The sequence below is a fragment of the uncultured Tenacibaculum sp. genome (assembly GCF_947494125.1).
Classification (GTDB): domain Bacteria; phylum Bacteroidota; class Bacteroidia; order Flavobacteriales; family Flavobacteriaceae; genus Polaribacter.
In genome coordinates this window covers 679,001-693,508 of sequence record NZ_CANLTU010000001.1, presented here as the reverse complement: position 1 = coordinate 693,508, position 14,508 = coordinate 679,001, and the positions used below count along the sequence as shown (strand labels likewise).

Annotated in this window: 14 protein-coding genes; 3 read left to right on the top strand and 11 right to left on the bottom strand. The window is 30.8% G+C overall.

Going from position 1 to position 14,508, the window contains the following annotated elements:
* Positions 1-271: 271 nt before the first annotated feature.
* From Q0881_RS03140 to Q0881_RS03090, 11 genes are all read right to left on the bottom strand, one after another.
* Positions 272-958, bottom strand: a complete 687-nt coding sequence (locus Q0881_RS03140) for an energy transducer TonB (protein WP_299156885.1) — start codon at positions 956-958, stop codon at positions 272-274.
* Between the two features lie 357 nt (positions 959-1,315).
* Positions 1,316-2,515, bottom strand: a complete 1,200-nt coding sequence (gene hflX / locus Q0881_RS03135) for a GTPase HflX (RefSeq protein ID WP_299156883.1) — start codon at positions 2,513-2,515, stop codon at positions 1,316-1,318.
* 27 nt (positions 2,516-2,542) lie between these two features.
* Positions 2,543-3,115 (bottom strand): uracil-DNA glycosylase family protein, encoded by a 573-nt coding sequence (locus Q0881_RS03130; RefSeq protein ID WP_299156881.1) that lies wholly within the window; start codon positions 3,113-3,115, stop codon positions 2,543-2,545.
* Positions 3,116-3,456: 341 nt separating this feature from the next.
* The gene (locus Q0881_RS03125; RefSeq protein WP_299156879.1) at positions 3,457-3,816 is read right to left on the bottom strand and encodes a Na(+)-translocating NADH-quinone reductase subunit F; all 360 of its coding nucleotides are present in this window, start codon (positions 3,814-3,816) and stop codon (positions 3,457-3,459) included.
* Positions 3,816-5,168, bottom strand: a complete 1,353-nt coding sequence (locus tag Q0881_RS03120; protein ID WP_299157016.1) for a DEAD/DEAH box helicase — start codon at positions 5,166-5,168, stop codon at positions 3,816-3,818. The genes Q0881_RS03125 and Q0881_RS03120 overlap by 1 nt, the downstream gene beginning before the upstream one ends.
* 363 nt (positions 5,169-5,531) lie before the next feature.
* On the bottom strand, positions 5,532-6,848 hold the full coding sequence (gene nqrF / locus Q0881_RS03115) for an NADH:ubiquinone reductase (Na(+)-transporting) subunit F (protein WP_299156877.1): 1,317 nt from the start codon (positions 6,846-6,848) through the stop codon (positions 5,532-5,534).
* Positions 6,848-7,582: an NADH:ubiquinone reductase (Na(+)-transporting) subunit E gene (gene nqrE, locus Q0881_RS03110; RefSeq protein ID WP_299156875.1), complete on the bottom strand. Its 735-nt coding sequence runs from the start codon at positions 7,580-7,582 to the stop codon at positions 6,848-6,850. The genes nqrF and nqrE overlap by 1 nt, the downstream gene beginning before the upstream one ends.
* Positions 7,583-7,613: 31 nt before the next feature.
* Entirely contained in the window at positions 7,614-8,258 is a 645-nt protein-coding gene (locus Q0881_RS03105) for an NADH:ubiquinone reductase (Na(+)-transporting) subunit D (RefSeq protein ID WP_299156873.1), read from the bottom strand.
* A 2-nt stretch (positions 8,259-8,260) separates the two neighbouring features.
* A complete protein-coding gene (locus Q0881_RS03100; RefSeq protein ID WP_299156871.1) occupies positions 8,261-9,001 on the bottom strand; it encodes a Na(+)-translocating NADH-quinone reductase subunit C in 741 nt (246 codons plus the stop codon).
* A gap of 2 nt (positions 9,002-9,003) precedes the next feature.
* Entirely contained in the window at positions 9,004-10,209 is a 1,206-nt protein-coding gene (locus Q0881_RS03095; protein WP_299156868.1) for an NADH:ubiquinone reductase (Na(+)-transporting) subunit B, read from the bottom strand.
* Positions 10,210-10,212: 3 nt separating this feature from the next.
* On the bottom strand, positions 10,213-11,565 hold the full coding sequence (locus tag Q0881_RS03090) for a Na(+)-translocating NADH-quinone reductase subunit A (protein WP_299156866.1): 1,353 nt from the start codon (positions 11,563-11,565) through the stop codon (positions 10,213-10,215).
* A 162-nt stretch (positions 11,566-11,727) separates the two neighbouring features.
* On the opposite strand from Q0881_RS03090, the gene Q0881_RS03085 reads away from it, so the two are divergent.
* The 3 genes from Q0881_RS03085 to Q0881_RS03075 are packed head-to-tail and all read left to right on the top strand — an operon-like array spanning position 11,728 to position 14,486.
* A complete protein-coding gene (locus Q0881_RS03085) occupies positions 11,728-12,948 on the top strand; it encodes a DUF5103 domain-containing protein (protein WP_299156865.1) in 1,221 nt (406 codons plus the stop codon).
* A gap of 51 nt (positions 12,949-12,999) precedes the next feature.
* A complete protein-coding gene (apaG, locus tag Q0881_RS03080) occupies positions 13,000-13,386 on the top strand; it encodes a Co2+/Mg2+ efflux protein ApaG (RefSeq protein WP_299156864.1) in 387 nt (128 codons plus the stop codon).
* A complete protein-coding gene (locus tag Q0881_RS03075; protein ID WP_299156863.1) occupies positions 13,386-14,486 on the top strand; it encodes a DUF3667 domain-containing protein in 1,101 nt (366 codons plus the stop codon). The genes apaG and Q0881_RS03075 overlap by 1 nt, the downstream gene beginning before the upstream one ends.
* Positions 14,487-14,508: the final 22 nt, after the last annotated feature.

Here is a 14,508-nt window from a genome sequence, read left to right as displayed (position 1 = left end):
TAAGATTGTTTTAGAGGGGGGAATAAAATAAGTCCTTAGAACATGCAAATGTCTAAACATTTTATATTTATTCCTACTTTTTCACCTGCTTAAATTTCATTTTTACCATTTTTACAAAATAACAAAAACAACATTTTAAATACATCAAAAACAATCATAAAAAACCAATAAAAACAAAATAAACTTACCTTTTTAATAAAAAAATCACATATAAAAAAAGCCCATCTAAGATGGGCTTTTTTTATATGTGATTTTTTTATATGTGATTTTTTTATTCTTCCAAACTAAATACTATAGGGAATTCATATAATACATCTATTGATTTATTATTCTGTTTCCCTGGTATAAAATCGGGTAATAATGCTACTATTCTTTCAGCTTCTTTCTTTAAAATTTTATGCACATTTTCGCCAATTATCTTTACATTTTTAATTTCTCCATATGAATCAATTATAAAACTCACATTTAAATTTCCTTCAATACCTCTATCTAAGGCTTTTTCTGGATATCTGAAATTTTCGGTTATGTGCTTTTGCATCTCTTGATTAAAACAATCAAATTCATCTAAAGTAGTATCTGAGCAATTTTTAAACATTGGTATTTTTTCTACACTGTCAAAAGAAACACTTGTTTCTTTTTTTCTTACTTTTTCAACCACTAATAAAGGCTGCGTTATTAAATCATTTTTAACTTTAACATCTTTAACGCTATTTGTTTTTAAGTTTGTAGCCAATAAAACAGCTTTACTTAAATATGTTCGCTTTTTAAAATATCTTTTACTCGATATTATTATATCTTTCTGATTAGGTTTTTTATTAACATCAACCTCTTTAACTACTTCACATTTATTAAGCTCATTGACATCAATTATCAACTCGCCTTTAGTTACACAAACTTCTTGGGAGAAAATTTGTGTAGCTGTAAAGAACACTAATATTAGTATGATTATATTTTTCATCAAAATTAATTTAAACTAACTTATAAAGGGATGAGTTTTTAAACAATAGAGAAAATCTATTAGTTTAATAATCTTTTAAATTTTATAAGCTAAGTGATTAAAAAATTAACTAAATAATTATAGTTGATTTTTGATTTGAAAAAGATAACCAAGCAAAATGGTTTAATATTCTATTTTGGGTAAGTGTGTTATTTCTCATTTCCAGGGGGTTAAAATGGTTAAAAAAACTGATTTATAACTACTTAAAAAATATGTACTTTATTTATTAAGGGAATCTAAATATAACAAAAAAGAACTTAAACATCAAAATATTTAAGTTCTTTTTACATTACTATTTTAACATTTTATGTTAAATTTCTAGTATTCTTGGTATAAGAAGTCATTATAAGGAAAACGTTGAATATGAATCCTTTTCACTACCTCATACACCTTTTCTTTAAAATTTTCTAAATTATCTTTATTTAATGCTGAAATAAAAATGCTCTCTTTTTCTAAATCTTTCATCCATGTTCTTTCCCAATCTGAAAGAGTGTAATGAGCTTTCGTTTTCTCTGTTATCAAATCATCTTCTTCAATAACATCGTGACTATATGCATCAATTTTATTAAAAACCATCACTACTGGTTTATGAGCACATTTTATTTCATCTAATATTTTATTTACAGAAGCTATGTGGTCTTCAAAATTGGGGTGAGAAATATCTACTATATGCAATAATAAATCTGCCTCTCTAACTTCGTCTAATGTTGACTTAAATGATTCTACTAATTGAGTTGGTAATTTTCTAATAAACCCAACTGTATCTGTCATTAAAAAAGGAATGTTTTTTATAACTACTTTTCTAACTGTAGTATCTAGTGTAGCAAATAACTTATCTTCAGCAAAGACTTCACTTTTACTCACTACATTCATTAAAGTCGATTTTCCAACATTTGTATAACCAACTAGAGCAACACGCACCATTTTACCTCTATTCTTTCTTTGCACTGCCATTTGCTTATCTACAGTTATAAGCTTTTTCTTTAACAATGTTATTTTATCTCGAATAATACGACGATCTGTTTCAATCTCTGTTTCTCCAGGTCCACGCATCCCTATACCTCCTTTTTGTTTATCAAGGTGAGTCCATAATCTAGTTAATCGTGGTAACAAGTATTGGTATTGAGCAAGTTCTACTTGAGCTTTTGCTGAACTAGTTTGGGCTCTATTTGCAAAAATATCTAGAATTAAATTTGTTCTATCTAATATTTTACAATCCAGAAAATTTTCTATATTTCTTAATTGCGCAGGTGATAATTCATCATCAAAGATTGCTGTTCCAATATTATGTGACTCAATATATGCTTTTACTTCCTCTAGCTTTCCCGTTCCTAAAAAAGTTTTAGGATTTGGCTTTTCTAATTTTTGCACAAAACGTTTAACTGCTATACCTCCAGCCGTTAAAGTTAAAAAATCTAATTCATCTAAATATTCCTCTGATTGCTTTTCGTTTTGATGTTGGGTTATAATACCTATTAAAACCGCTTTTTCAGATATGGCTTCACGTGTTTCTATCATAGAGTACAAAAGTACAAATTTATCAACTTAGCTACTCGATATTATCTGTGTTACTTTTCTTTTTAATTGTGGCAGTATATCTTTTTCGAACCAAAGGTTTTTAGTTAACCAAAATCTATTTCTTGGAGATGGATGTGGTAATGCAAAATACTTAGGTAAATATTCTTCATAATAGTTTACTGTTTCTGTTAACGTTTTTTTTGCTTTCTCCTTTAAATAATATTTTTGCGCATACATTCCAATTAATAATACCAGCTCTACATTGGGCATTTTGTCTAACAACAATTGATGCCATTCAGGAGCACATTCTTTTCTTGGTGGTAAATCTCCCGACTTTCCTTTTCCTGGATAACAAAACCCCATGGGTATAATTCCAAAATTCTCAACATTATAAAATTGTTCGTTTGTAACTCCTAGCCATTTTCTTAATTGCTTCCCACTTGCATCATCCCAAGGTATTCCAGATTTATGAACTTTTGTTCCTGGTGCTTGTCCTATAATAATAATTTTTGAAGATTCATTTGCAAATACAACAGGTCTTGGCTCTAAAAAACTCTCACATATTTTACATTTATGTATGTCTAATAGTAATTCTTTCATTTTATAAAGTTAACATTAAAGCACAAAAAAACACCCGTTTTATGATAAAACGAGTGTTCCTTTTTCAAAATTTGTTATAGCTTAATGGTTAATTGCGTAACCAGCAGCTTTTCCAAACTCAGCTAACTGAGCTAAAATGTTTTTAAAAAAATTTTGAATCCCCTTAAGTATTTTTTTTTTCATGATTATATTTATTAATTCCCCTTATGCAAATTTACGAATTTAAAACACTGTATCACAACGAAATAGAACTCAATGTGTAAATGGTAAATTATTATGTATAAATGGTATTATGTGTTTTATAATTAGTTAAACACAATCTTGTAAAAAGTATTCTTATGCTATAATTTTAAAAAATCATTGAATGCAACATAGTATGGTTGGTCTTTAAAAACTGGTAAGTCAACGCTTTCTGCATTTGCTATTCCTATTCCTGCAAACCAAACTTTTGCATTTTGTTTTTTTGCATGTTCTTTAAATGTTTCCATCCATAAAACATCATATTCTTCTGGTGTTTGAATATTATTTGAAGTTTTTACCAACACAAAAATTGTTGGTTCACCTTTTTTGTATAAAACAAATTGAGGATGCTTTTTAAGCTCACTATTTATTGCAACAAACTCATAACCTTTTTCTTGTAGTTTTTTCCCTACAATGTTCATTCCTAAGTTATGAAGTTCTTGCTCCGTTAGTGCTTTCATTACTTTTTCTTATTTCTTTTATTGTAATTTTTATCGCCTTTTGTTTTTGGCTTCTTATATTTTTTAGCAATTTCTCTACGATAAGAACCTCCTAAATTTACTTTACTGTTTTTTTCACTTTTTTCATGAAAAGCTGGTCCTGGAACATATTCTTGTGATGTTCTATTTTTAGAAACTTCTCGTTCCTCTTTAGGTCGTTCTTCTTCTGTTAGTTGCTTTGTTATTTCAACTTGTTCAGGAATTTCTAACTTAGGAATTTTATAATTCATTAATTCCTCAATACGTTCTTTTGCTTCTTGTTCTTTTTCTGTTGAAAATAAAATTGTTTTCCCTTCACGTTCTGCACGTCCAGTACGACCAATTCTGTGCATATAATTCTCTGGAAAATGTGGTGTATTAAAGTTAACTACATGTGTTACTTCTTCTAAATCTAATCCACGTGCAATAACATCTGTTGCTATTAAAATTCTTTTTTCCCCTTTATTAAATTGCTCTATAGATCGTAAACGATAATTTTGCGTCTTATTCGAATGTATTACACATGATTGTGATGGAAACTCTTCTTTTATACATTCAAATAATCGATCAGCATTTCGTTTGTTTGGAGCAAAAACTAATACTTTACTAAACGCTGATTTATCTAATAATAATTCGTTTAATAAATTAACCTTTGTATAAAAATTAGGTACACTATAACTAACTTGCTGTATGTTATCTAATGGCGTTCCACTAACTGCTATTGCTATTTTTTTAGGCCCAATGAAAAAATCATCTATTAAAGCTTCTACATCTTCAGTCATTGTTGCAGAAAACATGATGTTTTGACGTTTATTAGGTAAGACATCAAAAATATTTAACAATTGAAACCTAAATCCTAAATCTAGCATTACATCTACTTCATCAATCACTAATTTTTGTATTGACTTCAATTTTAACACATTACTCAATGCTAGGTCATATAAACGACCCGGTGTAGCTACTATAACATCAGCACCTAACATTACGGCTTCTTTATGACGATTCAAATTCACTCCTCCATAAACCCCTATTGTACGCAAAGTCATGTATTTCGATAACTTTTCAATCTCATCAACCACTTGAACTACTAATTCACGTGTTGGTACTAAAACAAGTACTCTAGGGTGTCGTTGCTTTGAAAATTTTAAATCACGAAGTATAGGTAACATATATCCAAATGTTTTACCTGTACCTGTTTGAGCAATACCCACAACATCTTTACCCGATCTTATAATCGGATAAGCTTCTTCTTGTATTGGTGTTGGATTAACAAAACCAAGGTCTTCAATTGAATTACGTAATGCGTTTGATAAGTCTAAATCCTGAAAAGAAATCATTTATGCAAAAATTTGTGCAAAGGTACGCTTTCTATCTCCACATACAACATGTATGTTATTTTGAAAACAAATAAGTTTTCTTCAAAAGGAATGCTCTCATAAAAACTGTTTTACAATGGAAACATTTATATTTTTTACTTAAAAAAAAGACTTTTTGAAAAGTAGTTTTTTGCTTTATTCTTAAATATTTCGAGTTACATTTTGGGCAGTGCATCTTATTGTTTTTTCCAATTTTAAAAAAAAGAAACAATTATTAATCAAAAGTTTCCGAATGGTTACTTTTAGTTTATGAATGAAACTCATACAAAACAAAAACCGATACATCTCTGTATCGGCTTTATAATTTTTATCAATGAAGTTTTATCCTCCAAAGTCATCAAATCGGATGTTTTCGTCATCAAGACCAAAATCTTCACCCATTTTTTGTACTGCTTTGTTCATTAATGGTGGCCCACAGAAATATAATTCTAAATCTTCTGGACTATCATGTTTAGATAAATATTGATCTATTACAACTTGGTGAATAAAACCAACAAAACCATCTCCAGCCTCATCATTAATATCTGTTTTAGGCTTCCAGTTGTCTTGTTCTAATGGTTCTGATAATGCCAAGTAGAATTTAAAGTTTGGAAAATCTTTTTCTAATGCTCTAAAGTAGTGAATGTAAAATAACTCTGCTTTAGAACGACCTCCGTACCAATATGTTACTTTTCTACCAGTTTTTAAAGTTCTAAATAAATGATAAATATGTGAACGCATTGGTGCCATACCAGCTCCACCACCTACATATAACATTTCTGCTTCAGACTCGTTGATAAAGAATTCTCCATAAGGTCCTGAAATAGTTACTTTATCTCCTGGCTTTTGATTAAAAATATAAGAAGAAGCTACACCTGGATTAACATCCATCCATCCGCCTTTAGCACGGTCGAAAGGAGGTGTTGCTACACGAACATTTAACATGATTTCACGCCCTTCTGCCGGGTAAGAAGCCATAGAATATGCACGCTCTACAATTTCAGTATTTTTCATTACCAACGGCCATAAACCAAATTTTTCCCAATCTGCTTTAAATTTATCTGGCTCTCCTGGATGATCTGAGGGATGTGCTGAAATATCCATGTCTGCATATTTTATTTCACATTCTGGAATTTCAATTTGAATATATCCTCCTGCTTTATAATCCATTTCTTCTGGAATTTCAACTACGAATTCCTTAATAAAAGTTGCTACGTTATAGTTACGTACAACTGTTGCTTCCCACTTCTTAATTCCAAAAATTTCTTCTGGAATAGAAATATCCATGTCTTGCTTTACTTTTACCTGACATGCTAAACGAATACCGTGTTGTAATTCCTTACGTGTAAAGTGAGGTGTTTCTGTTGGTAAAGCTTCTCCTCCACCTGAATTTACGTGACACTCACATTGTACACATGATCCACCACCACCACATGCTGATGGCAAGAATATTTTCTCGTTTCCTAAGGTTGTTAACAATGTAGCACCTGAAGCAACTTCAATTGTTTTATCACCGTTAATCGTAATCTTTACTGGACCCGATGGTGCTAATTTTTGTTTTACAAATAATAACAACCCTACTAAAACTAATAAAATTGCTAAGAATGCGACTACAGTTACAGCTACTGTTCCTCCAGTACTTACTTCTAAAAATACCATTATTCTGTAATTTTTTTAGTGTTATCTGCTAATTTTTCAGCATCCTCTTTTACGGCTTCCTTCTTTTCTATTTTGATTTCTGCTTTTGGAGCTTCTTCTTTCTTTGCTTCATCATCTCCTCCTGTTAACATTCCTCCAAAACTCATAAATCCAATAGCCATTAAACCAGTAATAATAAAAGTAATACCTAATCCTCTTAATGCTGGTGGCACTGATGAATATCTGATTTTTTCACGAATAGCTGCAATTGCTAATATTGCTAAAAACCATCCTATTCCTGATCCTACACCATATGTTAATGATAAACCTAAGGTTGGAATTTCACGAGATTGCATAAATAAAGACCCTCCTAAAATTGCACAGTTAACGGCAATTAATGGTAAGAAAATACCTAAAGAGTTATATAATGCTGGTGCAAATTTTTCGACAATAATTTCTACCAATTGTACCATAGTTGCAATTGTTGCAATAAACATGATAAATGATAAGAAACTTAAATCGTAATCTGCATACTCTTCTCCTAACCAAGATAATGCTCCTGGTTGTAATAAATATTGATCTAATAACCAGTTGATAGGTACTGTTACAGCTAATACAAAAATAACTGCAGCTCCTAAACCTACTGCTGTTGTTACTTTTTTAGATACTGCTAAGTAAGAACACATCCCTAAGAATGTAGCAAATACCATATTATCAATAAATATCGACTTGAAAAATAATTCTAAATGTTCCATTTTTCTATATTTTTAATGAACCCTAACTAGGTTAGTCTTCAATTAATGCTTTGTTTCTACTACGTTGTACCCATATAATAATACCTACAACTATTAATGCCATTGGCGATAATAACATGAATCCGTTATTTTCATATCCAATAGAATATAGTCCAGTTTTTTCAATTGGGTCTCCTAATACTTTAAATCCTAATAAAGTACCTGAACCTAATAATTCTCTAAAGAAACCTACTGCTATTAAAATTACAGCATATCCTAAAGCATTACCTATTCCATCCAAAAATGCTCTCCATGGTCCATTTCCTAAAGCAAATGCTTCAAAACGTCCCATAATAATACAGTTGGTAATAATTAACCCTACGAAAACCGAAAGTGTTTTACTCAACTCGTATGCAAATGCTTTTAATACTTGATCAACTATAATTACTAAAGCAGCAACTACGATTAACTGTACAATAATTCTAATTTTTGATGGAATAATGTTTCTTAATAAAGAAATTACCACATTTCCTATTCCTAATACAAACAATACAGATACAGACATTACAATTGATGCTTGTAATTCCGCTGTAATTGCTAATGCAGAACAAATACCTAATACTTGAATAGTAATTGGGTTATTATCTGCTAATGGGTCAGTAATTAATGCTGCGTCTTTTTTTGATAAAAGTCCCATAATTATTTCAATGTTTTAAAGTAAGGTACGTATAAACCTAATTCAGATTTAATCATTGCTGCAACACCGTCTCCAGTAATTGTTGCTCCTGCAATTGCATCTACCTCGTTATCATTTTTATCTTCGTTCTTCGGATCGTTATTTGATTTTGAAACGGTGATTCCTTTAAAAGAACCATTGTTCATTAAATCTTCTCCGATGAAATCATCCATAAAATAACGTTGCTTTATGTTAGCTCCTAGTCCTGGTGTTTCTCCTTTATGATCGAAGAAAGCTCCTTGAACTACCATGTTTTTATCCATAGCAACGTATCCCCAAATAGCATCCCAAAGACCTTTACCTCTAATTGGTGCTATATAAAACGCTTTACCGTCTTTTTCTCCAACAAATAATGGCAATTTCCTTACTTTTCCTGCTTTTGCAGCTGTTTGCTGTTTTTTTACGTCGATTAAATAAGCATTTGCATCTTCAGTAGTTTTATCTCCTTCAATAACTAATTGCTTTTTAATATATTTTGAAAACTCATCAGCCACTTTATCTTTTGATACAAAGATTGCACTGCTTTCATCGTTTTCATTTACACCCATAGCATACAAAATATTTTGTTGCTTTTCAATACGCTTGTTAGCGTCAATCATTGGGCGAAGCGATGAAGCTGTAAAAGCTAACAACGCACCTACTATTAATACCATCCCGATGGCAAAAAGTAGCGTATATCCATTACTATCTGTTCTCTTACTCATAATTAGGCAGTTTTAACTTTAGCACGTTTTAATCTTTTCTTTACATTTCCTTGAACCACATAATGGTCAATTGTTGGAGCAAAAACGTTCATTAATAAAATAGCTAACATTACTCCTTCTGGATATGCTGGATTGAATACACGTATCATAATTGAAATAAATCCAATTAAGAAACCGTAAATCCATTTACCTTTATTGGTTTGCGCTGCCGATACTGGGTCTGTTGCCATATACACTGCACCAAACGCAAAACCTCCAATTAATAAATGTTTCCAGAAATCTAAACTCATTAATCCGTAAAACTTACTTGTTTCACCAATCCATCCCATTTCAACTACTTGATTAAAAATGAATCCCATTACTAAAGCTCCTAATACTGATGATACTATTATCCTCCAGCTTCCAATCTTAGTAAAAATTAAAAATAAAGCTCCTAGTAAAATTAATAATGTTGATGTTTCTCCTACTGAACCAGGAATAAATCCAAAGAACATATCTGATACTGAGAAATTAGGTGTTGCATTTTGTGCTAAACTACCTAACATTGTTTCTCCTGAAATAGCATCAGCAGATCCTGCTAATTCTCTTGCTCCTTGTACCCATACTTTATCTCCAGACATCCATGTTGGATATGCAAAGAATAAAAATGCACGAATTGTTAATGCTGGATTTAAGATATTCATACCTGTACCTCCAAAAACTTCTTTACCAATTACTACTCCAAATGCAACTGCTACAGCTAACATCCATAATGGTAAATCGATTGGTACAATTAATGGAACTAACATTCCTGTTACTAAGTATCCTTCTTCTATTTCGTGTCCTTTTATGATACAGAACACAAATTCTATTGCTAAACCAACTACGTATGAAACAATTACTAATGGTAAAATTTTAACAGCTCCGACTAATAAATTGTCTAAGTTCCAAAAATTACCACTAAAGAAAGACATTCCTTCAGTAAATCCATTAATTGCTGCATAGTGTTGATACCCTGCATTAAACATACCGAATAATAAACATGGAACTAATGCCATGATTACAATATTCATTGTACGTTTTAAATCATCTGCTGCCTTTATATGAGTTCCTCCGTGAGTTGTCTCATTTGGCAAATATAAAAAAGTATGAAAACCATTAAATAGCGGTGCCATTTTAGTTCCTTTATACTTTTCTTTTAAATTATGTAAGTTTTGTTTTAAGCCCATATCTTATCCTAATTCTTCTCTCATTAAATCTAATCCTTCACGAATTATTTTCTGGTGAGGTTGTTTAGACACACAAATAAATTCTGTTAATGCAAAATCTTCTGGTGCAATTTCATAAGCTCCTAACCCTTCCATTTCGTCAAGGTCTTTATATTTACAAGCTTTTAATAATTGCATCGGGTAAATATCTAACGGAAATACTTCTTCATACGCTCCTGTAACCACGAATGCTCTGTGTTCACCGTTTGTATTTGTATTTAAGTCATATTTTTTCTTTGGAGTTAACCAAGAAAATGTAAATGCTCTTGAGGTAGAAACTTTATCAAAAACTGGTTTATTCCAACCAAATAATTCATAATCGTCTCCTTCTGGAATTGCAGTTACTATATTTTCATAGTACCCTAAAAACCCTTCTTCTCCTACTTGTTCTCCACTTAACACATTACCACTTATAATTCTAGCGCTATCAGCTTCTAAATTTCCTTTTACAAGCTCAGCTATCTTAGATCCTACTATTGCAGTTACATATTGCGGCTTATTAAATTTAGACCCTGCTAAAGCTATTGTACGCTTTGCATTAAACTTACCTGTTAATAATAGTTCGCCTATTATCACTAAGTCTTGAGGTGTAACTACCCACACAACTTCTCCTTTATTTATCGGATCTATTTGTGCTATTTGAGTACTTACATTTCCTACTGGATGTGGTCCAGACACTTTATGTAACTCAACTCCTTTAAGCTCTTTAAACGGAGATAGTGTTGAATTTTTTGCTACTGAAACATGTACTTTACCTTCTGTTAACTTTGTTAACGCAGTTAAAGCTGCTTGTAACTCAGCCTCCTTACCTTTTAGAGCATAGTCATAATCTGCTGCTAAAGGTGCACTTGCGTAGGCTGATACAAAAATTGCTTTTGGAGCTTGATTTGGATTTGCAACTACGTCATATGGACGTTGCTTTACAAATGGCCAACAACCTGAAGCAAACAAGTGATTTTTCACTTCTTCACCAGACATTGTGTTAACGTCTTGCTTACCAAAATCTTTGTATTCCTGCTGTGCATCAGCAGTGATTTTAATTTCTAATACTTTTCTTCTTGCTCCACGAACGATTTCTGTAATTTTTCCGCTAACTGGACTTGGAAATAAAATTCGCTCATCACTTTTTGCATGAAAAAGTGCTTGACCTGCTTTTACTTCGGTACCTTCTTTAGCTAAAATCTTAGGAATAACGCCGTGAAAATCGTTTGGCTTAATGGCAAACACACTACCCAATGGAAGTTCGGTAGTATTTTGTTCTGCCTCGCCGACTAGCTTGATGTCCAAGCCTTTCTTAATACGGATGTCTTTTGACATAGGAACTGATTAAATTGATTTTCTTAAAAAACATGCAAATTTACAGATTTTCAATTTTTCGAGTAAGTATTTATATTTTTATCTTTTACACTTCTCTTTATTTATACCTATTCTAAATAGACGAGTTTGTCTTTGGTCTACATTTTGATACATTTGTAGTCTATGACAAAACATCTTTTATTTTTAATTTCTTTTGGCTTTTCATTACTTCTGAATGCTCAGAATATAAAAACCATTGAACTACGTCCTAAAAACAATTCTAATCAATTTTCTGCTATTGTTCCTTTAGGCAATATTTTAAAATTGTCTTTTGATGATTTAGATGCTGATAGTAAAGAATACCAATACAAAATTGAGCATATGACTCATGATTGGAAACCTAGTAATCTAACAACCAATCAGTATATTGATGGCTTTGATCAAAATGAAATTATCAACTTTAGCAATTCTTTTAACACACTACAACCTTACACGCATTATTCAGTAGAGATTCCGAATCAAAATACCATTATCACCAAAAGTGGCAACTATTTAATTTCTGTTCTTGATGAAAATTATGATATAGTTTTTTCTAGACGATGTGTTTTTTATGAAAACATTACCACAGTAGGTGTTGCTGTTTTTAGGAGTAGAGACACTAAATCTAATAACCAAAAACAAACAGTTCAATTTTCGGTTAATCATCCAAATTTGCAAATTAACAACCCGAGCCAAGAAGTAAATGTTACTTTATTTCAAAATCACAACTGGACCACTGCCATCAATAATATTCAACCTCAATTTATAAAACCTCAACAATTACTTTACAACCATACTCTTAAAACTAATTTTTGGGGAGGTAATGAATTTTTAAATTTCGACAGTAAATACATAAGAAGCACTAGTTTAAACATCGCTAAAACAGAGAGAAAAGATATTTACAATAGTTATTTATATACCAACGAGCAACGAGCCGATAAAATTTACACATACAACCCTGATATTAATGGGCAATTTATAGTGAGAACACTAGAAGCTAATGATGCCAGTACAGAAGCTGATTATTCACTAGTTCATTTTTCTTTAGACGCTTTTGAACCCATAGATAATAAAGAAATTTACGTTTATGGTGCTTATAACAATTACAAATTATCTGATGAAAATAAGATGAAATATAATGCTGCAAATAAAATTTATGAAACAGCTATCTTATTTAAACAAGGGTTTTACAATTACAATTACGTTACACTTGACAAGAATAATACTATAAATTTAAATGAAATCGATGGCTCTTTTTATCAAACTGAAAACGAATACACTGTCGTCGTATATTACAAACCTTTCGGCGAAACTTATGACCGAGTAATCGGAGTAGGTATGGGTTATTTTAATCAAAATAGGTAATTTGCACACGTCTTAATTGACTTAAGACTTAAAAAACCTTATATTTAAACTATGTTTCAGCAAATAACTAGGGGGATAAAAATATCTGTTAAAACTACATTCAATGGTCCGATTTATTATGAAAATCGCCAACGCAATGCTTTTAGCTATTATATATCCATTGAAAACACATCTAAAGATACCGTAAAACTTTTAGGGCGTTTCTGGATGATTTTTGATGCACTTAGCATTGTTGAACAAGTTGAAGGTGAAGGTGTCGTTGGAGAAACACCTACCTTAAGACCTAATGAATCTTATAATTATAAATCAAACTGCTTTCTACTTTCTACAACTGGAGCTATGAAAGGAAATTATAAAATGATTAACTTTGAAACTTCAGAAGAATTTCTTGTGATCATACCAACATTTCAACTAACTAGTACTCCTACTTTAAACTAATGGGTAAAAAAAATAAAGTAGCAATTATAAAAGACCCTAATTGCTTAAACTGTGGACATCCTTTTATTCAAGACGAAAAATTTTGCCCAGAATGTGGTCAAAAAAATAAAGGGAAAAAAATCACTTTAATAAGCTTTATTCGTGAAGTTTTTGCTGGCTTTATCTCTTGGGATGCTAAATTTTGGAAAACCCTTATTCCTTTACTCATAAGACCCGGAAAGGTATCTAGAGATTATATTGATGGAAAGCGTACTAGATATGTTAATCCTTTTCGTTTTTACATAACCACTTCTATTATTTTCTTTTTAATTTTTAGTCTAATTTCTAGCTACAACAAATTTCAAGACTTTAGTAAGGGAAACATCAAAAAGAACACTTCTTTAATGGCCAATATCCCTAAGGATATTAATATTGATTCTTTAAAAATTGAAACCAATAAACAACTAGAAAAAATACCTCTCGATTCTGTAACTAAAAAAACAATTATAGACGAGGTTAACAAACAAGCTAATGACACTACAAATAACAAAATTCCGGGAAACATATCATTTGGAGGAAGCTCTAGATTAGATCAATTTATTTCATTTAATCGCAAAAACCCTGACGTTGAAACAGATATTGCATTAGATAGTCTCAAATACGAAAAGACCTTTTTAAATAGGTTTTTTTATAGTAGAGCCGAAGTAGCTAATTCTTTTGTAGATAAGAAAGAAAAAAGAGATCAATTCTTAAAACAAATGCTTTCTTATGGATCTATTTCTTTATTTATCCTATTACCTATTTTTACTTTTTTCTTGAAGATATTTTATATCAGAGGTACATTTACTTATGTAGAACACTTAATTTTTGTTTTTCATACTCAAACAGTTTTCTTTCTACTAATTACACTGTTTATTATTCTAGACTTTTTTACTAAAGGTGCTCAAGAAGGGATTTTCGTTCTACTCTTCTTACTTTATCTTTTTATAGCTATGAAAAGTTTTTATAAGCAAGGATATTTTAAAACTTTTATAAAATTTTCGTTAATAAATCTAGTCTATTTATTCTTAGCTACAATAGGAGTTGTAGTTGTTGGAGCTGCATCTTTTGCCTTTCTCTAAAACCTAAATATTTCTATCTGTT